Raw genomic sequence first — 25,382 nt, forward strand, 5'->3', positions numbered from 1 at the left:
TACTCCACCTCCAATTTATTGAATGATTTTACCGGTTTATTTGCATCAGTGAGTGTGTGGGAAAAGATTCAATAACCTCTTCATAAATTTGCTCCACCTGTTCCCCAAATGAAGTAGAAGAATAATGCGTGTTCGCAAAATTTCTGGCAAATGTCTCCATCTCATGAGAAACATTCGACTGCTGAATCAAAGTATACAAACAAGCTTCAAATTCTTTAAATGACCGATATTGAAAACCATTTTTACCATCAATAATGACATTTTCAATCGATTCATCCGCTCGACACAACACCGGAAGTCCACTGGCAAGCGCTTCGATATAAGTCAATCCTTGGGTTTCACTTGTTGAAGCACTGACGAAGAAATCCGCTACTTGATAATAAATTGGCACATCTTTGGGTGCAATCATCCCAGTAAAAATAACTTGCTTTTCTAAGCCCAGCTCTTTTGTATATTGGCGAAGATGATAATGATTCGGTCCATCCCCAACAATTAAAAAATAAGGCTTTGTCTTAATCATGGATAAAAAATAAAGAAGCTCCTCAATATTTTTCTCTTTCCCTAAACGACCCAAAGAAACCATCAAAAAGGCATCTTTTGGTATCCCATAACGTCGTCTTAAATTCGCTAACTGCTCTTTACTTGCTCTGTTTTGGAAGTGATTAAGTTCAATCCCCGTCGGAATGACACGAATGGGTTTTTCGACTTCATACTCTGTTAATAACCGGGCGACCTTATTCGTGGGGGCAATGATTGCCTGCGCCTCTTTTAATCGTGTTTTAGTGAAGAGGGCGACAATCTTTCGACCCATCTTCTTGCTTGGAGAAAAGTAGTGCGTGTAATCCTCATAGACGGTATGGTACGTGTGAATGATAGGGATTGGCAGATAATGTGTAATGTACTTTGCCATCTGAAATGCACTAAATTCACTTTGCGTATGAATGATATCGGGTTTCCAGTGAATAATCTCGGTTAAAATCGGACGATCACGGAAAAAACGCACGCGTGCGCCTGGATAAATTTTATTGACGTTCATGGAAGAAATGGCATAAATATCTTGGTCCATATCAATGTAGCCAATATCTGAAAGAGTCAGAACGCGAACATCATGGCCTAAACTTTCCAAAGACCGCTTCAACGAAACAGTAGATGTGACTACGCCATTCACTGCAGGTAAATATAAATCGGTTGCAAGTAGAATTTTCATTTTTTAATTCCTTTCTACCCTACATGTACTCGGATGTTTTATGTTGCTTAAAAATAAGGGATAAATAAAATGTTTGAACTATGTAAAGAGAAAATAAACAAGAGAGTACGTGTATTACTAAAAGAATACAAAAAATAATCTGCTTTGCCATCGGTCTTTAGTCTAATTCTTTTCATATTTTCTTCACAATTATATAGTGTATTGCTTCCATTGACTAGTTTTTAGAACGAATTTCGGTAAAAAAATTTTATGTACGAACCCTTTCGAAAGTGTATAAGGTAAATTTCTTTATGTGATAACAATTCCAAAAAAGTATAAGGTAAATGAATTTCTGCGTAACTAATTAAAAAACTATATTTAAATGAAGTTCACTGAGAGAGGTTTGTGTAGTGGACTAAGGAATCTAGGTTTTCTAAGGATTTTGAGAAGAAAACCTTCCTCAACTCGTGAAAAATACTAAAAAATAAGCTATAATGAATAGAAATTATTGTAAGGGGATTGACCACGCATGGGAAAAGTAATACTAACAGGAGATCGTCCAACAGGAAAATTACATTTAGGGCATTATGTAGGTTCGCTTCATAATCGTGTGAAACTACAAGAGGATCCAAATAACCAAATGTTCATTATGATTGCAGATCAACAAGGATTAACAGATAACGCAGAAAACCCTAAAAAAATACAAGAGAGCTTATTTGAAGTCGGGTTAGATTATTTAGCAGTAGGGTTGGATCCAAGAAAATCTACTATTTTTATCCAATCTCAAATTCCACAACTGCCAGAACTAACCGTTTATTATTTAAACTTAGTGACGGTAGCTCGATTGGAACGAAATCCAACCGTTAAAAGTGAAATCAAAGAAAAAGGATTTGAAAAGAGTTTACCTGCGGGCTTTTTAGTGTATCCTGTCAGCCAAGCGGCAGACATTACAGCTTTCAAAGCCACACATGTACCCGTAGGCGATGACCAAAAGCCAATGTTAGAACAGACTCGCGAAATCGTACGGGATTTTAATCGTATTTATGACACGGAAGCTTTGGTTAAACCCGAATTGATGTTGCCTCCAAAAGGTCAAGGTCGATTGGTGGGGATTGATGGTCGAGGGAAAATGAGTAAATCGCTAAATAATGGCATTTATTTATCGGATTCGGCAGACGAAGTCGAGAAGAAAGTCATGAAAATGTATACTGATCCAAACCATATTCGCGTGGAAGATCCGGGTCAAGTGGAAGGAAATGTTGTGTTTACGTATCTTGATATTTTTGATCCCGATAAGGAAAAAGTAGCGGAATTGAAAGAACATTACCAACGTGGAGGCTTAGGGGATGTTAAGATTAAACGTTATTTAGTCGATGTCTTACAAAATGTGCTTGAGCCGATTCGTACACGTCGAGCAGAATATGAAGAAGATAAAGGGTATGTGTTGGATATGTTGAAACAAGGAAGCGAAGAAGCCGAGCGAGTGGCAGCTAGAACACTTGATGAAGTAAAATCAGCTATGGGAATAAATTATTTTTAATCCACACATATAAAAATACAAAGTAAATTTGAAAAGGAAGAAGGCATATAAATGGAGCGAATTAGTCGAGAACAGGTCATTTATGAGATGAATAAAGAGAATAAGCCGGTATTAACCGTTGAAAGTGGCGCTACAGTCGTTTTTGAAACGCAAGATTGCTTTTCAGGAGATGTTCAATCAGAAAAGGATACGGTCAGCGATATTGATTTTTCAACCGTGAATCCGGCAACCGGTCCATTATATGTCCAAGGAGCAGAGCCAGGAGATACTTTGAAAGTTAGCCTGAATCGAATGAAGATTGCCAACAAAGGTTCCGTCCTGACCGCACCAGGTTTAGGAATGTTAGCGGATGGGATTGAAAAAGAAGAGACCGTTATGGGAGAAGTCAAAAAAGAGGGAACGCTTTACAAAGGCTTTAATATCCCCCTAACAAAAATGGTTGGTGTAATTGGTACCGCACCTGCAGGAGAAGGGGTCAACACGGGAACGCCACATGATCACGGCGGGAACTTAGACACCACTTTATTAACTGAAGGAGCTACTTTATATCTACCTGTCAACGTGGATGGAGCCTTATTAGCCATGGGTGACATGCATTCATCCATGGGCGATGGCGAGATTATGGGATCAGGGTTAGAAGTTGCTGGTGAAGTTGAAGTGACCGTCGAAGTTCTGAAAGATTCCTCTTTACCCCTACCTTTTGTGGAAACAGAGGAAGTATACGCCACTCTCGCCTCCCGAGAAACCATGGAAGAAGCCAGTCAAGTCGCGATTAATAACATGGTCGATGTGCTGAGAAGTAAAACAGATCTCACTTTCAACCAAGCCGGGATGTTTTTATCTCTAGCGGGAGATTTAAAAGTTTCTCAAGTAGTCAATCCGAATAAAACCATGCGCGTCGAAGTCAAAAAAGAAGTGCTCCATTCCAAAAAATAACCCCCATAAAATGATGAAGAATGAACCGTCAGGATGCTCTTGCTTTGTGATACAAAGAGTGTCCTGATTATTTTTGAAGGCGGGTAAAGACCAATGTCAGAATCGTATTTCAATTAGTGGGAATGTCCGGTAGACTATAGGTAAGAATGCAATCGAGAAAAAGAAAAGAGAGATGGATGTATGAGAGTATTGTTGTTGATTTTAGCGGGGATTTCTGGGCTAATGAATGCGTATATGCTTGGAAATATAGAGGAAGTAAATGAAGAAAATAAGGATAATTTTGAAGATACGCTTGTTTTTCTAGGAAGAAGAGGCCTTCAAGAGCAAAAAGATTTTTTGTTCCGCTTTATAAGATTTGGGATTTTATTAAATGTTCCTTATATCGTTCTTTCAGCGATTTATTTTTATGGGCAACGAGTTCCTTTTATTCTAGCCTTAACACTTATTCTTTTCTTAGTTCTTGAGTATGGTCTTCAATGGCGACGAATTCGTAAAGCTAAGAAACTTGAAGATGCCGTGGCAGTGAATCCAACGTTTGGAAGATTCACGGAATTTTGGAGTATGGCGGTCTATGCGATTCATATTGCTTACTTAATATGAGAATATAAGTATTTTAAGAAAATTCAAAATGACTACTTTCTTGTCTCTTAAATAAAACGTTGTTACCTTGACTTATTGTCAATAAGAGGGGGTAATGAGATCAAAAGTTGGAGGACTTTTATGATTGGTAAATTGAAAGCGATGATTGATAAACATACTATTTTCTACATAATTATTGGGATGTGTTTTATATTTTCTCTCTTTTTTGTTTATAACAATCATCCGTTTTATGAACAGCCAATCGCTAAAGTGATTGAAACAGTTGTAACTGAAACAACTGAAACAGAAGATCAATATGGAAACAAAGACACACTTTTCGTCCAGGAGATAGTTGCAGAAATCAAAAATGGTGAAGAAAAAGGAAAACATGTTCATTTAGTTAATGAGTATTCATCTTCTGGGGCATATGACTTTGAATATAAAAGTGGTAATGAACTCTTTATATATACTAACAAAGATGGCCCATCACTAGCTGGAGATATAATCGATGTAAAAAGAGATAAATACATCGTCATTGCGATGTGGATTTTTATCTTTTCCTTACTTCTTGTTGGAAGAAGACAAGGTTTTTTTGCGGCTATCAGTTTAGCAATAAATATGCTTTTATTATCATGGGCGCTAGATATTTATGTGAACACGGGTTTAAATTTGTTATGGATTATTGGTATCACAGTTGTTTTGTTTACAGTATCGTCATTATTGCTTGTGAATGGACGTAATGCAAAAACATATGCAGCTATTATAACAACAGTTCTTGGAACGTTTATTTCCATGCTAATTACCTATTTAGCTATTTGGGCTACATCTGGAAAAGGTCTTTATTATGAAGAAATGTCCTTTTTAACAAGGCCTTATCAGCTCGTATTTCTAGCAGGACTATTCGTTGGCTCGTTAGGTGCAGTAATGGATGTCGCTATTTCTATTTCATCTGCCTTATACGAACTCTATCAAAGAGACCATCATATATCTAATAATTCCCTTAAAGAATCTGGGCTTAATATCGGAAAAGATATTATGGGCACGATGACAAACATTCTGTTTTTTGCTTATATAAGTGGTTCTATACCTATTCTTATCGTATATTTTAAAAATGCCTCTCCATTAGGATATGCCTTGTCTCTCAATCTTTCATTGGAAATTGCTCGTGCACTTTCTGGAGGTATTGGAATCGTGATTACAATACCCATTGGGATATATACGACTATCTTTCTCATTAATCGAAAGAGGGAAAAATTATGAATGTTTTAGTGTTATTAGCGATTATCTTATGTTTACTGATGGTACTGATTGGTGGAAAGAAAGGGGCAAAATCGTTTATTTCGTTGTTCCTTAATTTTGGAGTATTATGGGTTATCATACTTGAAATGACACTTCCACAAGCCAATCCAAACCTACTAGCGATAGTTGCAGGTGTAGCTATAAGCTGTATTAATTTATTTTTTATTAATGAAGTGAACAGTAAAACAATTGCAGCATTTATTGCTACAGTCATTACGATTACAATATTACTTTTTATTATTTATACCCTCACAGAAAAAGCAATGATTCAAGGGTTTGGTGGAGAAGAGATTGATGAGCTTATTGATGTGTACTCTCTGCATCTAGGAGTAGACTTTATTAAAATTGCAACAGCTGTTATCATTTTGAGTACAATTGGAGCTATCATTGATGTAGCCATTTCAATCACTTCACCGATGCAAGAAATCTTTCAGAGACATCCTTCAATCAACAGAAAAGAATTATTTATTTCTGGATTAACGATTGGAAAAGATATTTTAGGATCTAACACGAATACGTTATTTTTTGCTTTTATTGGTGGTTATCTGGCATTATTCTTATGGTTTAAAGATCTTTCCTATTCTTTTAGCCAAATTATTAATTCCAAAATTTTTAGCGCAGAGATGATTACAATATTTTGTGCAGGTATTGGTATCGCTCTTGTTATTCCTATTACTTCGTGGATAAGTGCCCTTTATTTAGTTAGAGGAAGGGATAAAATTTAAATAATTACTTTCTTAAATAAATACTCGACATTTATTTTTGTTCATGATACAGTAATAGACGGAACAAGATAAAAACTCAATATGATTTGTTAGGCAGAGGCTCCTATACAAACACAGGCTACTGCCCAGGAACGTCCAGAGACGCCAATGGGTATAACAGGAATTTCCGATATAAGGAATTTTTTAACGTAGCTAACAGGTATGTTTACGTTGTATAGTGCTGAAACTCCACGAAAAAGTCATGAAGTATACTATAGGTATATATTTATTTATGTGGAATTTTAAAACTGAGCTCTCACTGTCTTATAGTGGGGGCTTTTTATATTGCTTACAGGTCTTTGTTTTAATGATTAAAATGAGGAGGTATCAAAATGGTAAAAAGGTGCATTTTACTTTAGCAATTAAAAGAATTAATCGAGTGATCAAATTCTTTCTATGTATCCTTTCAAGAGAACTTGGTGGCTGATTTATTTTGCTTTGTCATGGAAGGAAAGGAAGAGAAAGGAAGGAAAGAAAATGATTAAAAATATTCTAGAACTTGATTCCTTTGAATTGGCCAGTAAGCCACTCAAAGAAATTTGGAAATTATTCGATGCAAATGAAGAAGGACACAGTACAGAAAAAGCAGAACAAGTAAGAGAAGAATTCGGAGACAATGAAATCGATTATGGAACAGAAAAATCGGTATGGCGCATCATTGTAGAAGCTTACTTTACTCCGTTTACTTTAGTGTTATTTGGTTTAGCCTTTATTTCATTCTTAACTGATTATGTTTTTGTACCTGCCGGAGAGCGAGAAATTCTGAGTGCACTTATTATTGTCGTGTTGGTTCTACTGAGCGGGACAATGACCTTTATTCAAACCATTCGCTCCAATCGATCTGTTGAACAATTGGAGTCCATGGTGGAAGTAACTTCTGCGGTGAAGCGAGAAGGCGAATTTAGAGAAATTAGAACAGAAGATATTGTCATTGGAGATATCGTTCGCCTAAAAGCGGGAGATATGATTCCGGCGGATATTCGTTTGACACAAACTAAAGATTTATTTATCTCTCAAACGTCTCTAACTGGAGAAAGCTATCCAGTAGAAAAAAGAGCCCAAACCGAAGTAACGGATGTAACGAGCGAGACAGATTATGAAACCTTGGCCTTCACAGGAAGTGAAGTGGTTAGTGGAAGTGCGACCGGGATTGTAGTCCGCACTGGAAATAACACTTTATTCGGAAGCATTGCAGATGAATTTGCTTTGGAACCTCCAAAAACAAGTTTCGATATCGGGATTGAAAATACGTCTTTATTACTAATTCGTTTTATGGTAATTATGGCCGTTGTCGTTGTCTTGATTAATGGTCTTACAAAAGGGGACTGGCTACAAGCCTTACTCTTTGGGATTTCCATTGCGGTTGGTTTAACACCTGAAATGTTGCCAATGATTGTGACAACGAACTTAGTCAAAGGGGCCAACGATATGGCCAAGCAAGGAACAATTGTGCGAAATCTACACGGAATTCAAAACTTTGGTGCGATTGATGTTTTAGTCACAGACAAAACGGGAACATTAACTCAAGATAATATCGTACTCCAGTACCATTTAGATATTGACGGAGACCATAGTGATCGTGTTTTACGCCATGCATATCTTAACAGCTACTATCAAACAGGATTAGGCAACCTCATGGATGAAGCGATTATCAATGCGAGTAAAGAAGAACTTGATTTAAAACAATATAACTACACAAAAGTGGATGAAATTCCCTTTGACTTTGAACGTCGCCGTTTGAGTGTCGTGGTAGAAGATGAGACGGGTAAGACCCAAATGATTACCAAAGGCGCGATTGAAGAAATGGTGGCTGTCTCTTCTTATGTAGACTACGGTGGAAAAGTTCATGAACTAACGGATGAAGAGCGGGAACATGTTTTGGCTCAAGTCAACGAATTAAATGAACAAGGTTTACGTGTTTTAGGAGTCGCTCAAAAAACGAATCCAAGTCCAGTAGATGAATTCTCTGTAAAAGACGAAGCTGAAATGGTTCTGATTGGCTACTTAGCTTTCCTAGATCCACCCAAAGAATCTACAAAAGAAGCCATCCAAGCTCTAAATGACCACGCTGTAGATGTTAAAATTATGACAGGTGATAATGAATTAGTCACTGTAGCTGTAGCAGACAAAGTAGGTATTCCTACAGATCACATTATCTCAGGGGATCAATTAACAAATAAAACGGATGAAGAATTAAGCAAAATCGTTGAAGACCACAATTTATTTGTAAAACTAAATCCGACTCAAAAATCAAAATTAGTCGGTATCCTAAGAGAGAATGGGCATGTAGTCGGATTTTTAGGAGATGGCATCAATGACTCTCCTGCTTTAAGAGCCTCTGACGTAGGAATTTCTGTCGATAATGCGGTAGATATCGCTAAAGAATCCGCCGATCTCATCTTGTTGGAAAAAGATTTAATGATTCTTGAAAAAGGAATTTTAGCGGGACGAAAAGTTTTTGGGAATACAATGAAGTATATTAAAGCAACAACGAGTTCCAATTTTGGAAATGTGTTTTCTGTTTTAATTGCGAGTATTTTCTTACCATTTTTACCGATGTTACCTATTCAATTGCTTTTCTTAGGATTGATTTATGAGATCTCTTCCATGTCTATTCCATGGGACAATATGGATAAAGAATATCTTTATGAACCTAAGAAATGGGAAGCGGCAAGTATTCGAAAATTCATGGTTTGGTTTGGTCCAACAAGTTCCATCTTTGATGTAACAACCTTTTTGATTATGTTTTTCTTTGTAGCACCACAGCTAGCAGGTGGAAGCTACCATTCATTAGGTGTGGAACAACAAGGCGTTTTCCTATCCATTTTCCAATCGGGTTGGTTTATTGTTTCACTTTGGACACAAACATTGGTCTTGTACGCTTTAAGAACACCGAAAATTCCGTTTGTTGAAAGTTACCCATCTTTCATCATGACCACTATCACAGTGATAGGAATTATTATTGGTTCAGTGGCCCCTTATACAGCCTTAGGGACAGCTTTAGGTTTAGCTCCTCTTCCAGGTAGTTTCTGGTGGATATTAGCTGTTACAGTGATTGCCTATCTTGTGCTGGTCCAAGTGGTTAAAAAAATCTATGTGAACCGTTATGGTGAACTACTATAATCAAATAAGAGTAAGTAAAAAAGTCCAATTTCTCCGTTTGAACACGGGAGAAATGGACTTTTTTATTGTTGATAGATTCTCACCAGAATGAAGGCTATTTATAAAAAACATGATAAAAAGGATAGCTTTTTTATTTAATTAGAGATTCGTAAGGATAAGTATTAATAAAAGGGCTAATATTCCAAATGTACCAATAGTTGCAAGGATATTTATTATTTTAATCGTTTGTTTTTTTAAAACTTTACGAGCGATAAAATAAATGGTGATCCCAATAATACCTCCAAGAGTATTCCCAATAAAATCTGTAATGTCTGTTCCTCCAATAGCAAAAATATATTGAATAGATTCAAACAATAAACTCACTATAGCAATAGGAGTAATCTTCTTCAAAAAAGTTTCATGGGGTTTTAACATACTTAAGTAAAGCCCAAAAGGAACAAAGATCAAAATGTTATTCAATATTTCACTATAATCCAATGTATTGTTCACAATAGCTGTTCCCTTAAACGGAATTAGATTAATTCCCCTAAACCTAGGAAGATCTTGAATCGAAAAAGACATCTTAAATAAAATAATCCAAATAAGCACAAGCAGATACACAATAAATAAAATTTTTGTAATCTTCTTTTGTGTTTCGTTCGATGTTTTCAAAAGCCCACCTCTTACCATTATTTATTTATTAAAAGTCACTCATCTTACCTATTGAATCAATATATCCTTCTAAAGCATTCACTTCTGAAGCTGTATCATAATCGATTTTTCCGGTTAATAGACTCTCACCAGAATGAAGATCGAAAACTTGTAAATCTGTTGGAAGAATCTTTTGATCAGATATTTCATCTGTAGCACTTTGAGCAATAAATAATCGATCGTTGATAACTTCTACTATAGGGTACTGATCTTCTTCATATAAACTTATTGGGAATTCATTATCTAGTACAGTTTCTTGCTCTACTTTTTCTCCCGTTTGATTGTATTGTCGTAAAATAAGTTCTTCTCCTTCATTTGTCAAAGAAAAAACTTGGTTATCGTTCCCGATAAAATATTTTGCCATCGAGTCTTTTAAAGGAATAAAGGTATCCTCAACGAAATGATACAAATAAGAAGTAGGGCCATTTGATCCATTGGTTTCTTCGGGTTCATCGTAAACGTTATATGGATAGTAATTAATGATTTGAATTTTATTATTTTTTGCTTTGTAAAAGTTTGAGCTATAATCGTAAAAATTTCCATTGTCATTCAGAAGAGAAGTTTCTTTGTAATTCTTCGTTTCTAGATTATACTCGCCAACACTTAAGTTACTTTTTTCAACAGAATATTCTGAATTCCAACTAGTTGTCGTATAGAGAATTTTTACGACTGGATATTCTTCATACAAGCCTACAATGTCTACTTGATCACCTTCTGGATAATTTTCACGTTCAACTTTTTCACTTATTTCTTCATTGGTTTCTTTATTTAATATATTTAAATGAACCGTTGAAGCATCAACATAATAATTGTCCTCATAATTTTCAAAATATCCTGAAAGCAATCTATTTCCACTGTTTAAAACATAATATAGATTAATATTCGTATCATAAAGTAAAGGATTAATAAAATCAGGATAATCTTTTTGTAAAATTCTTAAAGACTGATCTTCTGCCGCATCAAGTCCTTCCAAATAAGGCAAGGTTTCATTTGCTGTAACTCCTTCATAGCTGTCCCAATGAAAAAGACTATAATCATAAAGATAACCATTAAAGTATACATCATCTAATAATTTTTCATCTCCAGCTTCAACCGTTAACTTTACGAGATCTTCTTCATTAATCGTAGGAATACTGACAAAGTAAATAATGATTCCAAACACGGCAATAAGAGAACTGATGAGTAATTTTTTCTTATGCATTTTTTTCCCCCTTAAATCTTAATTTTATTTTTAAGTAATAGGTGACTGATAAAAGTACTTATACCAATCACTAAAAACTGATACACCATCATAATAATAGCTTCTTGACTAGGCCTTAATATAAATGAAGCGCTATAAAGGAGGCTATCTAATAAAGCATAAAGCACAAAAAAACCAATAAAATAACTAGCTCCAATGATTAGCCCTTTAAGACCGAAGCTTCTTTCAATAATAATTCCCACAAACAGTGACATAAGTGCTGCAAAAGCAAAACTATATCTGGAAATAAACTGAAAGAGAGTGGTTGGAAATAACAAACTTTGAACAAGATCATACAAGGGTTGTACATTATGTATATTTAATAAAGTATAATGACCATCCATCACTAGCCATTCAGCAATTTTTAATTCTATAAAATATAAACCAAACTGGAAAGAAAAAGCTAATAGTCCCCCAATTAAAAAAACCAATGATTTTGTTAAAAGGAGATATGTTCGGTTTGTAGGAAGCATTAATAAACGGTAAATAAACGTATTTTTTCCTAGCCATTCACGATACCAGATAAAGAAACTATAGAATACAAATACAAGAACAATTAGCATAATTGATAGTTGATATATTCCATTTCCAGTTATATCTTGAAGCGAAAAGTTAGGGATAGTTTCCAGTTGTTCTCCTTGAGCAATAATCTTCTCTAATTCATTATTATATTTTAATGAAGAAAAAATAGTTACAAAAATTTGCACAACAGCCGTAACTAATAAAGTTGGAACAAGAAATTTTAAAAAGCGATTCATTTCAAAACTCAATAAACTTATAAATTTTTTCATTATAGACTCCTTTCTATTTACCTAAACGATTCGGCTGGTGATGGTTTAATTCATCCGCATAAGGCATATACACTTCACGCATAATATCGACAATAGAGCGTCCTTCATTTTCACGAACCTCTTCAACATTAAACTCCCGTAAAACAATGCCTTCATCCATCAAAATGACTCGATCAACAAGAAATTCAATCTCATGGATTTCATGAGTTGTAATTAAAACTCCTTTATCTTCGACTAAATAAGAAGTAAAAACCTCAGCAATCTGCTCTCTAGTAAAAATATCAATCCCAGAAAAGGGTTCATCCATTAAAACGTAGTCAACATCTAGTGAAAGTCCTAATAAAAGATTAACTTTTGCGACGTTTCCTTTAGATAAGGTGTTAATTTTATCCTTTTCATTCAACCGAAAGAAAGTTAAAATCTCTTGAGCGCGTTCTTCATTCCACGTATCGTAAAATTCCTGCATAAAATCCATCGCTTCTCTAATTTTCATTTCTGGTAGCATAATTGCCGCATCTGGAATGAAAGAAAGTTTCTCATAATCTTTGGGAGAAAATTTTTCACCGTCAATTAATATTTCTCCACTGGTTACAGGAAGCAAATTCATAATATGATTTAGAATGGTTGTCTTACCTGCACCGTTTATACCGATTAGACTACTAATCTTCCCCTTAGGAATTGTAAAATTGATTCCATTTAAAACTTTTTTCTTGCCATATTTTTTATAGACATCTTTTACTTCAATCATCTTGGGTCCCTCCATTTTTTGTGCTTTGTTTTTTGATTTCATTGGCAATCAGTTCCGAAACTTCTTCGTAAGTAATATCAATGGTTTGAATTGAGGCTACAAACTCTTTCACAGCCTCTTCAACAAACTCTTTCTTTAACTTTTGAATCGTCGCTGGATTTTCGGTAACACGACTGGGTCGATTAGGTTCAGTGTAAATCCATTTTTGTTCTTCCATTTCACTAAAAGCTCGCTGAACGGTATTTGGATTAATTCCTAACTGTCGGGCAATTTGCCTACGCGAAGGTAATTCTGCGCCTAATACAAGCTCATCTCCAACAAGTCGTTCTCGGAAATGATCAATGACTTGCAAATAAATCGGATCTCGACTATTAAAATTGACTTGAGTCATAAGAAGCTCCTTTCATTTAAAGTATAGGATTAAATCTGTATTAACTAGTTGGTACACTATAGGTAAAAAAATTCGTCTTTTTTTAAAAAAGAATACTGATTCAGAGTGTATTATATTGTTAATACACACGGCTGTCAATAGTGAAAATATAATAAATAATAAATTTACCGATGTGTTGCCTTCATAAAACATGAAAAGGAACGATCGTTTCAGGTAAAATGGTAGGTACAGAGTGTCTAATATTAAAGATTGAGAGGAATAAACGATGGAAACTATCACAAATTTTAGAGATTTAGGCGGTATTCAAAATAAAGAAGGCCAAATGATTTTATCCAAAAAGCTTTTGCGATCGGGAGAATTATCTCGTGTAGCCATCAAAGAACAAACGGAACTGTTAGAAGTTTATGAATTAGGTAAAATTATTGATTTGCGTTCAGAAGCAGAGGTTGCTGAACGTCCGGATATAACGTTTGAGAATACGGAGTACCGACATATTGATATTTTCAAAAATGAAAAGAATGAAGGGACAGGGTTGGATGACTTTAAAGAAATGCCAACAGTCGAACAAGCTCATGAATATATGAACCATACGTACTATACAATGGCAACAAATAAAGAGGCCCAAGAAGGCTTTACACAAATGATTGAAGAAACTTTTTCTACAATTTCTTCTAATAACAGTGTTTTGTTTCATTGTTTTGCTGGAAAAGATCGTACAGGTGTTTCAGCGGCTTTACTTCTCGAAATCTTAAATGTATCAAGAGATGTTATTTATACAGATTATATGGCTACGAATGCGTTAAGAGTGAAGGAAAATAACGAATTGGTTCAACTCGCTCAAGCAAATGGACTAAAAACAAAATCAATTGCAGCGTTTAGGGTAGCTTTGAATGTTGAAACAGATTACTTAGATACTTTTTACCGAACAGTAAATGATGAGTTTGGAACCATTCAAGACTTCATCTCCACACAGCTCCAAATTTCATCAACCACGCAAAAAGACTTACGCCATTTATTACTAAAATAAAAATCTTAATGTTTTTAGTCGTTTGTCTTTCTGTTCTTTTTTGCTAGAATGAAGAAGAAACTTTAGAAAGAAAAGGTGTAGAAATGGTTAAAGGGATTATTTTTGATTTTAATGGGACGATGGTTTTTGATGCGCATCTGCATGAAAAAGCCTGGGTCGAAATGATACAAAAGCATAACGATTCAGTCACAGAACAAGAAATTATCGATTATATTCATGGACGAACAAATGATCAAATTATTCGTCATTTTATTGGTGAGGTTACGGATAAAGAACTTCAGGTATTGTCTGATGAAAAAGAAAAAGAGTATCACCGTTTAGTACGCGAAGAAAAACTGGGCTATGTGGCGGGAACAGAAAAACTCCTTGATCAATTAGTCGAAAAAGATATTCCTTTTACGATCGCGACAGCTAGTCCAAAAATAAATATTGATTTTTATTTTGATTATTTTAAATTGGATAGCTGGTTTACGCCTGAAGAAATTGTGTATGACGATGGAACGTTTCCAGGAAAACCAGATCCGACGATTTACCAAAAAGCAGCAGAGAGCCTAGGGTTAGATCCCAAAGATTGTGTTGTGATTGAAGATGCAACAGCTGGGGTGCAAGCAGCCAATCGAGCAAATATTGGTGAGGTTTTTGTAATGGTTTATTCAGAAGAGCAACGCACCTTATTTAACCACAAGGACTATACTTATAAAGCTGAGATTGAAAATTTTAGAGATTTTTTAGAAAAGTACATTCAATAAATTTTCTCTCTTTTGTAAAGCGATATTCCACAGATAATTCGATGGATAGAATGCAAGGCCTTTATTTTAAAGAAAATTAGAGTATAATTGTTTTAGAAAATGAACTATTGCAAAAGAAGCTGTATCTTTTTTGCAATAGTTCATAAATTAAAGAGTAGATAGTAGGAAGGATACTTATGCAATTTAAAGAGAGAGAATTTATACCTGTTATTTTAGGAAGTGACATTAATACTTATAGTGTAGCACGAGCATTTTATGAGGAATATCAGATAAAATCCGTCGTGATTGGGAAATATCAATCGGGTCCTAGTAATGGGAGTTTAATGATTGACTATATTGAAGATGTCCATATTGACCAAACAGAGACCTTTTTAAAAATAATCGAGCAACTTTCAAAAAAATACCAAGATAAAAAAATTATTTTACTTGGAGCAGGCGATAACTATATTAATATGATTACAAACAAACACTCTCAACTTCCTGATAATGTAATTGCTCCTTTTATTCCTCATGAATTAATGAATAATTTACAGAAGAAAGATTATTTTTATGAATTATGTGAAGAAGTTGGTGTCGATTATCCCGATACTTTGTTAATATCTAGAGAAATGGGCTTAGATTTTGACGTGCCTTTTGAATATCCAGTGATTTTAAAATCATCTGAGAGTATTCATTATTGGGAATATCCTTTTGAAGGGCAAGAAAAAGTTTATATTATAGATAACCGCGAAGAATTAAATGAAATCATTAAAAAAATTTATAACTCAGGTTATCCTGAAAAGCTTATTGTACAAGATATGATTCCTGGAAATGACGAGTATATGTATGTTTTGACCTCCTACTCTGATCAATCAGGAAAAGTTGTGATGATGTGTTTGGGAAATGTCTTACTTGAAGAACATACCCCGCTCGGAAAAGGAAACCATGCAGTGATCATTACGGAGCGGAATGAAGAGCTGATGAAACAAGCGCGTGAATTTTTAGAAAATATTCACTACGTGGGCTTCTCTAATTTCGATATTAAGTATGACTATCGAGATGGGAAATATAAGTTTTTCGAGATTAATACAAGACAAGGACGTAGTAATTATTATGTGACAGCTTCAGGTTTTAATGTGGCTCGTTATTTAGTCGAAGATTATATTTATAATAAGCAAATGGACTTAGAGCTATCAAAAGACCCCTATCTATGGACCGTTGTTCCGGACAGGGTAGCACTTAGATATGTAAAGCAAGAAGAAAATGTGAAAAAACTCAAACAATTAATGAATGAAGGAAAAGAAGTAAATCCTTTATTCTATAAACCCGACAACGCATTTTATCGCAGATTACGGATGATTAAAGCAACACTCAGTCACTATCATAAATTTAAAAAATATTATAGATAACCATAAGATTAAAATATAGAAAAAGGTGCTGGCAATGAAAAAGAAATTAGGTGTCATTGGAGGAATGGGCCCGGAAGCAACAAGTTACTTTTTTGAAGAACTCGTTGCTCATACACAAGCCGATAGAGATCAAGACCATATTGATACAATTATTTTAAATCATGCTACGTTACCTGATCGCACACATGCTATTTTGTCTGGAGATATTGAAGAATTATTACATGCTTTTATTAAAGATGCTCAATTACTTGAAGAGTTAGGTGTCGATAACATTGCGATACCATGTAATACTTCGCATTACCTATATGACGCTACTCAAAAAGAACTTACAATTCCTATTATTCACATGGTGCGGAAAACGATTGAATATGCTTTAAATCACTTTAAAAATGTTCGAAAAATAGGAATCCTAGCAACGAATGGAACCATTCAATCAGAAGTGTACCACAGAGAATGCGAAGCGTTAGGAATAGAAGCTGTAGCACCTTCTGAAGCAAATCAAAAAGAAATTATGTCTTTAATTTATGATGATATTAAAAAAGGACAGCCTGGAGATTATAGAAAATTTCAAAAAGCTTATAATGATTTAATAGAAGCGGGTAGTGATGTTGTCATTTTAGCTTGTACGGAATTATCTGTATTTAAAAAAACAAATAAAATATATGATAATTGTTTGGATGCGATGGATGTTTTAGTAAAGGAATCGATTATCCGATCCAATGGAATTTATCAGTAGAAAGATGTGTAAAAAATTAATAAACTAACATACTATAATCTAAGTTATTATATAGAAAAATTAAAATTAGCAAATTTATTCACTAAACAAGAGCTATTTGGTATCGAAGATCAAACAATTCTTCATTTAGAACAAAATTCAAAAAAAGTAGTACCTGGTACATTATTTATTTGTAAAGGTGCGCATTTTAAGGTTGAGTATTTAAAAGAAGCCATTGAACGTGGAGCAATCGGCTACATATCTGAAAAGAAATATGATTTAGATGAAACGATTCCTCATGTTATTGTTTCTGATATTCGTATTGCTATTCCTTTATTAGCTGAGATATTTTATAACAATCCTCAAGAAAAATTAAAAATCGTAGGAGTAGGCGGTACAAAAGGAAAAACAACAACGAGTTATTTTGTAAAAGCAATCCTTGATACTTATCTGAAAGCACAAGGAAAATCTCCTGCAGGTCTTATTTCTTCTATCACAAATTACGGTGGAAAAAATGAAGAAGAAGCGAAAAATACGACTCCCGAAGCCCTTGATCTACAATCTCATTTAGCAGAAGCCGTAGAAGCAGGGTTAGAATATATTGTAGTTGAGGTATCGAGTCAGGCTTTAAAATATCATCGTACAGATCGAATTAGATTTGATGTGGGCATCTTTTTAAATATTGATGAAGACCATATTAGCCCGATTGAACATCCGAATTTTGAGGATTATATACAATCAAAAGCTAAAATGTTTGGACAAACAAAAGATTTAATTGTTAATTTGAATACACAAGAAGCAGAGTATATTTTTGAAAAGGCAAAGGATGCAGAACGTTTCTATTCTTTCGGTCTAAATTCAGCAGAAGCTGATTATTATGCTTATGATTTAGAAACAGTAGAGTTAGAAAGTAATTTTAAGATTCACTCAAAAATGATAGATGAGACTTTTGCTTTAGCTATGCTAGGTGACTATAATGTGGAGAATGCACTGGCTGCAGTTGCTGCAGCAGATCTTCTAGGGATTCCAGTCGATTATGCAGTCGAAGTTTTGAGGGGAGTAAATGTTCCTGGACGGATGCGAATTTTGTCCTCAGCGGATAAAAAAATTATTGCTATTGCCGATTTTGCGCATAATCGTTTGAGTTTTGAACGATTAATTACAGGAATGAAAGAAGCTCATCCAGATTATAAAATAGTCTCCATTTTTGGTGCACCGGGTGGGAAAGCTCTTGGACGTCGTAAAGAACTAGGAACAGTTGGTGGAAGATATTCTGATTTTGTATATATTACGATGGACGATCCAGGGTTAGAAAAAGTAGAAGACATTTCAAAAGAAATTTCTCATTTTGTAGAAGGAGAAGGAACACCTTTTACATATATTGAAAATCGAGAAGAAGCGATTCAAACAGCTTTTAAAGATGTAGAAGAAAAATCATTGATTCTTGTTATCGGTAAAGGCCATGAAGAAACAATGAAAATTGGCGATAAAGAAGTTCCTATCAAATCAGATGAAAAAATTATAAAAGAATGTATTGAAGAATATAATACACACTTAGAGTAAAAGTAATGAAAATTTAGAATATAAATGGCTTTTTAGAGATAAGATACAAATAAATCTCTGAAAAGCCGTTTATTTTTCAAAAAGGTCTGAAATAATTTATCAAACTACTTTATTTATGCTAAAGTAGTGTAATTGGTATTTTGAATAAGAAATATAAAAAATAATTTCAATAATGAAATATTTTGAAAGGAATATTAAAGAAATGGTTAACAGCAAAGAAACGTTTCTACCTATCTTAATTGGAACAGATTTAAATACTTATACAATGGCTATTTCATTCCATGAAGAGTATGGGATAAAGCCTGTTGTTGTTGGAAGAGCACCACTTCCCTTTACAGAAGGAAGTACAATTATTTCAGAATTTTATTATACAGATCGTATTGATGATGAAGAATTTTTTGTAGGATATCTAAAAGAATTAGCAAAAAAATATCATTCTAAATACGAAAATTTACTGCTTATTGGAACAAATGATGAATATGTAACGTTTATTATCAATAATGCGGAAGCTTTATCTACAACTTTTAAATTCAGTAATATTGATAAAGAGTGGGTTCCCCAATTATTTTTGAAAAAGAATTTTTATCAATTGTGTGCCCGATATGGCCTAAATGCGCCTCTCACCTTCTATTATTCATGTTTGAGCGAAGAGCCTTTTGATGAAGAGGTTCCCTTCCCATTAGTGGTAAAACCAAGTAATGGTATTCAATATTATGAAAATCCATTTGAAGGAATGCAAAAAGTATACTTAATTGAAAACTATGAAGAGCTTCATAATGTAATTAATAAAATTAAAGCAAGTGGTTATCAAGATGAATTGATTATTCAAGATTATATACCTGGTGAAGATACAGCAATGTGGGATTCGGTTTATTATGGTAATCGAAATGGAAAGCCTCAACTTGTTTCGTTAGGACAGGTTGTCTTACAAGAGCCGACAACAACAGGTGTTGGAAATTATACTGCATTGATTGTGCGCGACAAGAAAAAAGAAAGCCACAAAATAATTATGGATAAACTTGCTCATTTTATGAATCAAATTGGTTACAAAGGTTTTGCGAATTTTGATTTAAAATATGATGAACGTGATGGGAAATTCAAAGTCTTTGAAGTAAATATTCGTCAAGGTCGCTCAAGTTATTATTTAACGCAATGTGGTTATAATATTGCAAAAATTATTGTAGATGATGTTATTTATCATAAAGAAAAAGAATTTGATTATGTAGGAGGCGAGAATCTATTTGCTGTTATCCCAAAAGCAGTTATAAAAAATTATACAAAAGATCCTTTAATTAAAGAAGAAGTGAAAGATCTAATCTCAAGAGGAAAATATAATAGTCCTATTTTTTATAAAGCAGATAAAGGACTAAAGCGAAGAATATTTATGACATTACGCCAGACCAATTACTTTAGAAAATATAAAAATAACCCACTAAAAGATTAAGTGAACAATACACTTTCTGCAGAAAAACTGTAGAAGGTGTATTTTTAGTGGGGAAGCTAATTTCTAGAATGACATACAAAAATGTATAAAAATAAGGTATGATTGAGTAGAATAATGAAAAATCATAGAACGGAGGAGATAGAGTTTGAAAGGAAAGAAGTTTTATGTGTTTTTAGTTGCTCTTTTACTTGTTGGCCTATCAGCTGTTTACTTTTTTAGACAAAAACAAAGTGAAAAGTACCTGGAATTTGAAGCATATGAGATAGAAAATATTGAAAAACAAGTCGCTGGTTTATATAATGAGGAAAAAAGCGATCTTTCAAAGGACTTATCAACGGATCAGCTTCAAACTATCCAAGAAGATTTAGAGGAATTAAAAGGCAAAGAGTATCGCTCAGAAAACCAACAGCGTTTAAAAAATGCAGAAGAGGAATACCTTGCAGCTAAAGTAATGGTTGGCCTTCAGGCGGATGTAGAAGCTTTATTCATCGAAAAAGGAATTATTGAAAAGGATCTTACTTTGGAAGAAGTGGTCAATTTAGAAGAACAAGTTGGAAAATTTCAAGAAAAAGTAGTTTATTATAACCGAAATTGGATGTCTTTGGAGGATGCAAAAGAACAGGTCAATGATATTGAGACTGCTATATCCTTTATTGATGATTTATTTGAAGAAGATTTTGTACGTGTCGATGTAACTCGAGAGAATGAAGAAGAAGCTCTTGAGCTTATTCAAAAAATAAAAAATGAAGAAGTACGAGAAGAACTTATGACTCGAGCAGAAATGGTGAATGTGGCTTTAATAGAAACTGAAGAGGCACTGGCCTTAGAAGAAGCTTTAGCTGAAGAAGCCACTGCGCAACAAGAGCTTGAAGAAGCTGAAGAATTAGAGCAAGCCTCTGAACAGTCTGAGCAGACGGAATGGCAGCCTAATCCATCTGGAACTGGGAATAGTTCAGGGAGTACAGGGAATACAAATACCTGGAGACCCCCAACTAATTCATCTGGTGGTGGAACAACTTCGCAAGGCGGTGATCAATCGTCTAACTCATCAAACGAAGATACGACAGATGAGGTAGAAGCTGAAGACCCGGATTCTAGTCTAGAGGAATCAGACCCTGAAGGATCAGACAATGAACCAGAAGATCCCCCGAATGAAGAATGATAATTTATAAAAAAGATGTAAAGCACAAGGACTAATCCTTATGTTCTACATCTTTTTTTGAATGATATTAGGGCATTCGTTCTAATATAATATCATCCACTTGTTTTCTAATTTTTGAAAGGTCAAAGAAAGTTGGAAGATTTTCCACATAAACCGTTCGACAATTTTCTAAAACAGGGAGGGGAAAATTAGCAACAATAATATCGTGAGGGAGAGTCTTAAAGACAACAGAATCTAACTTCATTTCATTAAAAACTTCAACAACAATTTGTTCATTAAATTCATATTCAATAATATCTTTGATTGTTTTTGAATGAGAAACATGCTGATCACTAATTACTAAAATCTTGATTTTGTCAAATTTTCTTCGAAGTTCCGGTAATAAATCTTCCCAGAATATAAAAATGGTATACATCATAAAAAAGATTCCATCATCGATTAGTGGTTTTCCTATGAGCTGACGATAATTTTTTGTTGCTTGATATAAATTCTTATAAAAAAAAGGAAATTCAGACTCGATTTTTGAAGCGAATTCTAGGTTATGATTGTGTAGAATATATCCTGAACGGGGTTCTTTATACTCTAAATATGCAGCATTCATAATGTTTAGAAGGACCGTTTCCTTGTTATTAAGCGAAAGTTGATGTGTTTTAGATAAATCCTCCAGCATGTCATCTAAAAAAGCCACTTCCGTCGAAAGCTTTTGTTGGGTCTTTGTTTTTTCAATTAACCGTTCATAATTCAATGAAAATTCCTCGCTAATGTAGGGGGTAAATATTTGCTGAATTAACATGTTGTCGACTTTCACTTGATTCGTTTCCTCAAAATAAGAAAAAGTTTCTTGATATACTGTTAAATCAGGAATAATTTCATCGAAATTAACATGAATATTGGAGATATTCACAAAATGCCCTTGTTTATACCGAATTAAATTCACTGCTGAGACAGTTTTAAATATATTGTAATAAGCAAAGTCCGCATCCATATGTGTAAATTTGATAAAAAAATTTAAAAATAGGTCTAATCCATTTTCATCAAGGTTTGGATAGGGCCATTCGAGTCCAGAATATTTCTCATGAAAAAAGTTATAAAAGAAGTAACGAATGTCACTTTCAGAACCAACAATTCTGCAGGGATTTGTTTCAATTTTAAAGTTTCTTTCTTCCAAAACCTCGTTAATTTGATCGATGAGCCGGTAAATGGTTGAGGAGCTAACATATAATCTTTCAATTAAATCAACTACTGAAATATGCTCTTCTAAAAAGATAATTTCCAGTAAATTATAGGCTGTAGAATGATGTAAAATATGTTGATAAAAACTTTTGAGGCCTGTGTTGTTTATTTTATTGAGACGAATACCATTGTTTGAAGTCTCGATAGCAAGTTCAGTAAAATTATTCTTAAAGTGTGCGAGATCATCCTTAAGGACTCGGACAGAGCAATCTAATATTTTTGACAATTCTGAAAGCGTTATCCAATCATCTTTGTCTTGTAATATTTCCGCTAGAAGCAATTGTCTGTTTTCCGTTTGATTTAGCAAGTGTCTCATCAAGCATCACCTTATTTCTAAATGTTTAAAATAGATTCCACACTAAAAAATATAAATCTCTTTCTTTATTAATCGAAATACCATTTAAATAATTAAGTTATCAAAGTAAAATTTTATATAATTCTATTATACAAAAAATATATACATTTAAGATTCAGAATCTGCCCCGACATGTGCATAAATGAAAATAAAGGATAAAGTAAGCCCCCTTATTTAGACGGAATGTCTATTTAAGTGGCTTTCTATTTTTTAAAGTCTCTTCTCTTGTAATATAAAGTTGATGTTTTTTAATGAACTTTTCTCGTGTGGCTTTTTCTTTTTGTTTTGCTGCTTTTCTGATGAGGCGCTGGAGATCATCATATTGATAACTTGAACGACTCCTATACATAAAAATAATGGGTTGTTCAATATCCAGAATTAAAGTTTGTGTAGTCACAAGAATGTCAAAATCAAGCTTTGAAAGCACTTCTTCGTTTACGATTGGTTCCTCTAATACACTCACCTCAAGCGATTCTGGTAAATCAGAACTTAATGATTCGGCAATATTCTGAGCATGTCTTAAGTTTAAATGACTATAAACTTTCACGGTAATAGCATTATATCGGCTAAAAAGCTGCTTAGTTAACCCTGACCATTTTGAAATTAATATATAAATTAAATAATTAAGTGTATATTCTGTTGGATAAAACCCTCTATTTTTACATAAAAGAATCATGTGTTGAAGGGCTATATCATAAAAAGCTGTGTACTTTTTTTGATAATGATCCACTAAAGAATAGTCACGTGGAGGAAAAAGAATAAACATTTTAGGTTGATGATTTTTTGCACTTTGAGAAAAGAATAGCAGTGCTTTATCAATTTCAACGATTAAATTGGTTTGGTCTTCTACAGCCAATTCAAAATGCTCTGTCAAGAAATCAATCATTTCTTTGATTTCGTTTAATTGCTTTAACAACGGGTCATCTTTTGGTAATTGCTCGTTTACAATGGGCGTTAAAATTTTTAAATGATAAATGACAAGGACGTCAATATAGATTTTTTCTTCTAGAAGATTGTCAAAAGAAAAATTTGCTATTTTCTTTTTAATTTCTGTCTTTACCTTGTCAGAAAGAGCAGACACAGAGTCGTGTTCTGACAAAGGAAATTCTACTGAATACCCTTGCAAATTTCGAACGAGATCGACCGCAAAGTGAAATCTGAAATGAGGATAGCTCATAACCTTAGAAGTTGACTGATAATAATCTGACGCTGGGGGAAATATTTCGTCAATGAGTTTTTTATGTATGTTTTCAAAGGGCCATTCATTCGAAGTATAGGCTTCAATAAAGTAAGAAGTATAAAAGTTACGAATTAAATATTCTTCCCCAGTGACTTTGTAAGGGGAAGTTTCTAGCTTTAAACCATATGGCTCAAGGGCAGTGTTAATCGTGTCTGCTAAGCGATTTAAAGTGGATTGACTGATAAATAATTCATTGATGAGTTGTTGATTGGTGAGGGTCTCATCGAAAAAGACCTTTTCAAGCAACATAAAACCTAAGGATTGTTTGAATAATTGCTTTTGAAAATAATCAATCCCTATATTCGTGGGGATTTTAAAGTTCACTCCTTCTGAAGACGACTGAAATTCTCCACCAATTTCTTCCATTGTTTCTCTTAATTCTTTTAAATAATTTTTTACGGACCGGGAGGAAGATTTAGTTTGTTTGCTTAGTGTATCAATTGTGATTGGATGATTGGTTGCGTAAAACATTTCTAACATTTCCATCTTACTTCGTTCTTTTGTAGATATTAAATTCCACATATAATCCCTCGCATTCTCCTTAAAAAAGTTAATATCCATTGAGTTGTATTTATACGTATATGTTAGCACAATTATGTATTTTTTGCACTCGTAAAGGCAAAAAAAGAAAGGTGAAAAAAAGGTTCCTCAAAACCTATGTTGTCAAGGCTTGTCGGTGTTAAATCATTATTTACACTTGTCAAGGTAAATTGAGACAAGAAAGGAATGGCATTGTTTAGGTAGAATGGCTCTATATAGGCATTAGTCGAGAAAAGTAAAATGTAGTGTTACAAGTAGACTTTCATAAAATAAGTCGTTTTTTAGTCTATTAACATCGGAAAAACCCCCCGTCTAGTTTTATTCGAATTTCATTTTCTGCCCTGAGCTTTACATAAAAGGAAATTCACAAACAATGTTGTATATTATAATATTTTTAATAATATTTATCTAAATTCTTTATATCAAAAAGATACACACTTCTAAATCAAGGCTGATCAATAATAGAAAAGGAGATCGAGATGAATGTTAAGAATATAGACAAGCAAAAAAAGCAAATACTCGCAGATAGAGATAAGAAAAAAAGTAGGAATTCTGACACAACGCCTATTCGCATCAGCAGTGATTTATACGAATTGCTGCGTGAGAAGGCATTCTATGATCGAACAACGATTCGAAAAGTGGCCGATGTCATTTTAGATGAAGCATTGAATGGTTAAAA

The 25,382-nt window shown here is 33.9% G+C and carries 22 protein-coding genes and 1 riboswitch; of the genes, 14 read left to right on the forward strand and 8 right to left on the reverse strand.

All coding sequences use genetic code 11. The features are described from left to right. Positions 1–28: 28 nt before the first annotated feature. Entirely contained in the window at positions 29–1,207 is a 1,179-nt protein-coding gene (locus tag BUB96_RS04285; RefSeq protein ID WP_073296964.1) for a glycosyltransferase, read from the reverse strand. 508 nt (positions 1,208–1,715) lie between these two features. Between BUB96_RS04285 and trpS the strand changes: the two genes are divergently transcribed. From trpS to mgtA, 6 genes are all read left to right on the forward strand, one after another. Further along, a complete protein-coding gene (gene trpS / locus BUB96_RS04290; protein WP_073296968.1) occupies positions 1,716–2,726 on the forward strand; it encodes a tryptophan--tRNA ligase in 1,011 nt (336 codons plus the stop codon). A gap of 51 nt (positions 2,727–2,777) precedes the next feature. Beyond that, positions 2,778–3,662, forward strand: coding sequence for an acetamidase/formamidase family protein (locus BUB96_RS04295; RefSeq protein ID WP_073296972.1), 885 nt, complete (start codon positions 2,778–2,780; stop codon positions 3,660–3,662). A 180-nt stretch (positions 3,663–3,842) separates the two neighbouring features. Then, positions 3,843–4,262 carry a hypothetical protein gene (locus BUB96_RS04300; protein WP_073296975.1) on the forward strand — a complete coding sequence of 140 codons (420 nt, stop codon included), beginning with the start codon at positions 3,843–3,845 and terminating at the stop codon, positions 4,260–4,262. A gap of 120 nt (positions 4,263–4,382) precedes the next feature. Continuing rightward, positions 4,383–5,501 (forward strand): YibE/F family protein, encoded by a 1,119-nt coding sequence (locus BUB96_RS04305; RefSeq protein ID WP_073296978.1) that lies wholly within the window; start codon positions 4,383–4,385, stop codon positions 5,499–5,501. Continuing rightward, the gene (locus tag BUB96_RS04310) at positions 5,498–6,265 is read left to right on the forward strand and encodes a YibE/F family protein (RefSeq protein WP_073296982.1); all 768 of its coding nucleotides are present in this window, start codon (positions 5,498–5,500) and stop codon (positions 6,263–6,265) included. Before BUB96_RS04305 ends, BUB96_RS04310 begins: the two co-directional genes overlap by 4 nt. Before the next feature lie 78 nt (positions 6,266–6,343). Continuing rightward, a riboswitch (M-box (ykoK) riboswitch) is annotated at positions 6,344–6,511 on the forward strand. Between the two features lie 270 nt (positions 6,512–6,781). Continuing rightward, on the forward strand, positions 6,782–9,427 hold the full coding sequence (gene mgtA / locus BUB96_RS04315; protein ID WP_073296985.1) for a magnesium-translocating P-type ATPase: 2,646 nt from the start codon (positions 6,782–6,784) through the stop codon (positions 9,425–9,427). Between the two features lie 138 nt (positions 9,428–9,565). Here the strand turns inward: mgtA and BUB96_RS04320 are convergent, their stop codons facing one another. The 5 genes from BUB96_RS04320 to BUB96_RS04340 are packed head-to-tail and all read right to left on the reverse strand — an operon-like array spanning position 9,566 to position 13,287. Then, positions 9,566–10,078 (reverse strand): VanZ family protein, encoded by a 513-nt coding sequence (locus tag BUB96_RS04320; protein ID WP_073296988.1) that lies wholly within the window; start codon positions 10,076–10,078, stop codon positions 9,566–9,568. A 28-nt stretch (positions 10,079–10,106) separates the two neighbouring features. Continuing rightward, a complete protein-coding gene (locus BUB96_RS04325) occupies positions 10,107–11,318 on the reverse strand; it encodes a hypothetical protein (RefSeq protein ID WP_073296992.1) in 1,212 nt (403 codons plus the stop codon). An 11-nt stretch (positions 11,319–11,329) separates the two neighbouring features. After that, positions 11,330–12,148, reverse strand: coding sequence for a hypothetical protein (locus BUB96_RS04330; protein ID WP_073296995.1), 819 nt, complete (start codon positions 12,146–12,148; stop codon positions 11,330–11,332). 13 nt (positions 12,149–12,161) lie between these two features. Then, positions 12,162–12,896, reverse strand: a complete 735-nt coding sequence (locus BUB96_RS04335; RefSeq protein ID WP_073296999.1) for an ATP-binding cassette domain-containing protein — start codon at positions 12,894–12,896, stop codon at positions 12,162–12,164. Then, positions 12,889–13,287, reverse strand: a complete 399-nt coding sequence (locus tag BUB96_RS04340) for a GntR family transcriptional regulator (RefSeq protein WP_073297002.1) — start codon at positions 13,285–13,287, stop codon at positions 12,889–12,891. The genes BUB96_RS04335 and BUB96_RS04340 overlap by 8 nt, the downstream gene beginning before the upstream one ends. Before the next feature lie 265 nt (positions 13,288–13,552). Here BUB96_RS04340 and BUB96_RS04345 point away from each other — a divergent pair, with 265 nt between their 5' ends. The 7 genes from BUB96_RS04345 (at position 13,553) to BUB96_RS04375 (ending at position 21,335) form a co-directional block, all read left to right on the forward strand. Beyond that, positions 13,553–14,314: a tyrosine-protein phosphatase gene (locus BUB96_RS04345; protein WP_073297005.1), complete on the forward strand. Its 762-nt coding sequence runs from the start codon at positions 13,553–13,555 to the stop codon at positions 14,312–14,314. 83 nt (positions 14,315–14,397) lie between these two features. Then, on the forward strand, positions 14,398–15,063 hold the full coding sequence (locus BUB96_RS04350; protein WP_073297008.1) for an HAD family hydrolase: 666 nt from the start codon (positions 14,398–14,400) through the stop codon (positions 15,061–15,063). 176 nt (positions 15,064–15,239) lie between these two features. Beyond that, positions 15,240–16,451, forward strand: a complete 1,212-nt coding sequence (locus BUB96_RS04355; protein WP_073297011.1) for a carboxylate--amine ligase — start codon at positions 15,240–15,242, stop codon at positions 16,449–16,451. A 34-nt stretch (positions 16,452–16,485) separates the two neighbouring features. Beyond that, complete coding sequence (cuyB, locus tag BUB96_RS04360; RefSeq protein ID WP_073297014.1) at positions 16,486–17,187, forward strand: cysteate racemase; 702 nt, start codon at positions 16,486–16,488, stop codon at positions 17,185–17,187. A 117-nt stretch (positions 17,188–17,304) separates the two neighbouring features. Next, the gene (locus BUB96_RS04365; protein ID WP_268761851.1) at positions 17,305–18,729 is read left to right on the forward strand and encodes a Mur ligase family protein; all 1,425 of its coding nucleotides are present in this window, start codon (positions 17,305–17,307) and stop codon (positions 18,727–18,729) included. Between the two features lie 202 nt (positions 18,730–18,931). Further along, on the forward strand, positions 18,932–20,173 hold the full coding sequence (locus BUB96_RS04370) for a carboxylate--amine ligase (protein ID WP_073297021.1): 1,242 nt from the start codon (positions 18,932–18,934) through the stop codon (positions 20,171–20,173). Between the two features lie 145 nt (positions 20,174–20,318). Next, positions 20,319–21,335, forward strand: coding sequence for a hypothetical protein (locus tag BUB96_RS04375; protein ID WP_073297025.1), 1,017 nt, complete (start codon positions 20,319–20,321; stop codon positions 21,333–21,335). Between the two features lie 67 nt (positions 21,336–21,402). On the opposite strand, the gene BUB96_RS04380 is transcribed toward BUB96_RS04375, so the two are convergent. After that, entirely contained in the window at positions 21,403–22,884 is a 1,482-nt protein-coding gene (locus tag BUB96_RS04380; RefSeq protein WP_073297028.1) for an AcpB/EbpR/MafR family transcriptional regulator, read from the reverse strand. A gap of 226 nt (positions 22,885–23,110) precedes the next feature. Beyond that, positions 23,111–24,685: an AcpB/EbpR/MafR family transcriptional regulator gene (locus tag BUB96_RS04385; protein ID WP_073297031.1), complete on the reverse strand. Its 1,575-nt coding sequence runs from the start codon at positions 24,683–24,685 to the stop codon at positions 23,111–23,113. A 497-nt stretch (positions 24,686–25,182) separates the two neighbouring features. Between BUB96_RS04385 and BUB96_RS04390 the strand changes: the two genes are divergently transcribed. Then, complete coding sequence (locus BUB96_RS04390) at positions 25,183–25,380, forward strand: hypothetical protein (RefSeq protein ID WP_073297034.1); 198 nt, start codon at positions 25,183–25,185, stop codon at positions 25,378–25,380. Positions 25,381–25,382: the final 2 nt, after the last annotated feature.

This window comes from Atopostipes suicloacalis DSM 15692, assembly GCF_900129085.1.
Taxonomy (GTDB): Bacteria; Bacillota; Bacilli; order Lactobacillales; family Carnobacteriaceae_A; genus Atopostipes; species Atopostipes suicloacalis.

What these genes read in the sequence shown, in the direction of transcription:
- BUB96_RS04285 (WP_073296964.1), bottom strand. Translation starts at nt 1,207, where the DNA reads ATGAAAATTCTACTTGCAACCGATTTATATTTACCTGCAGTGAATGGC.
- trpS (WP_073296968.1), top strand. Translation starts at nt 1,716, where the DNA reads ATGGGAAAAGTAATACTAACAGGAGATCGTCCAACAGGAAAATTACAT.
- BUB96_RS04295 (WP_073296972.1), top strand. Translation starts at nt 2,778, where the DNA reads ATGGAGCGAATTAGTCGAGAACAGGTCATTTATGAGATGAATAAAGAG.
- BUB96_RS04300 (WP_073296975.1), top strand. Translation starts at nt 3,843, where the DNA reads ATGAGAGTATTGTTGTTGATTTTAGCGGGGATTTCTGGGCTAATGAAT.
- BUB96_RS04305 (WP_073296978.1), top strand. Translation starts at nt 4,383, where the DNA reads ATGATTGGTAAATTGAAAGCGATGATTGATAAACATACTATTTTCTAC.
- BUB96_RS04310 (WP_073296982.1), top strand. Translation starts at nt 5,498, where the DNA reads ATGAATGTTTTAGTGTTATTAGCGATTATCTTATGTTTACTGATGGTA.
- mgtA (WP_073296985.1), top strand. Translation starts at nt 6,782, where the DNA reads ATGATTAAAAATATTCTAGAACTTGATTCCTTTGAATTGGCCAGTAAG.
- BUB96_RS04325 (WP_073296992.1), bottom strand. Translation starts at nt 11,318, where the DNA reads ATGCATAAGAAAAAATTACTCATCAGTTCTCTTATTGCCGTGTTTGGA.
- BUB96_RS04330 (WP_073296995.1), bottom strand. Translation starts at nt 12,148, where the DNA reads ATGAAAAAATTTATAAGTTTATTGAGTTTTGAAATGAATCGCTTTTTA.
- BUB96_RS04335 (WP_073296999.1), bottom strand. Translation starts at nt 12,896, where the DNA reads ATGATTGAAGTAAAAGATGTCTATAAAAAATATGGCAAGAAAAAAGTT.
- BUB96_RS04340 (WP_073297002.1), bottom strand. Translation starts at nt 13,287, where the DNA reads ATGACTCAAGTCAATTTTAATAGTCGAGATCCGATTTATTTGCAAGTC.
- BUB96_RS04345 (WP_073297005.1), top strand. Translation starts at nt 13,553, where the DNA reads ATGGAAACTATCACAAATTTTAGAGATTTAGGCGGTATTCAAAATAAA.
- BUB96_RS04350 (WP_073297008.1), top strand. Translation starts at nt 14,398, where the DNA reads ATGGTTAAAGGGATTATTTTTGATTTTAATGGGACGATGGTTTTTGAT.
- BUB96_RS04355 (WP_073297011.1), top strand. Translation starts at nt 15,240, where the DNA reads ATGCAATTTAAAGAGAGAGAATTTATACCTGTTATTTTAGGAAGTGAC.
- cuyB (WP_073297014.1), top strand. Translation starts at nt 16,486, where the DNA reads ATGAAAAAGAAATTAGGTGTCATTGGAGGAATGGGCCCGGAAGCAACA.
- BUB96_RS04370 (WP_073297021.1), top strand. Translation starts at nt 18,932, where the DNA reads ATGGTTAACAGCAAAGAAACGTTTCTACCTATCTTAATTGGAACAGAT.
- BUB96_RS04380 (WP_073297028.1), bottom strand. Translation starts at nt 22,884, where the DNA reads ATGAGACACTTGCTAAATCAAACGGAAAACAGACAATTGCTTCTAGCG.
- BUB96_RS04385 (WP_073297031.1), bottom strand. Translation starts at nt 24,685, where the DNA reads ATGTGGAATTTAATATCTACAAAAGAACGAAGTAAGATGGAAATGTTA.
- BUB96_RS04390 (WP_073297034.1), top strand. Translation starts at nt 25,183, where the DNA reads ATGAATGTTAAGAATATAGACAAGCAAAAAAAGCAAATACTCGCAGAT.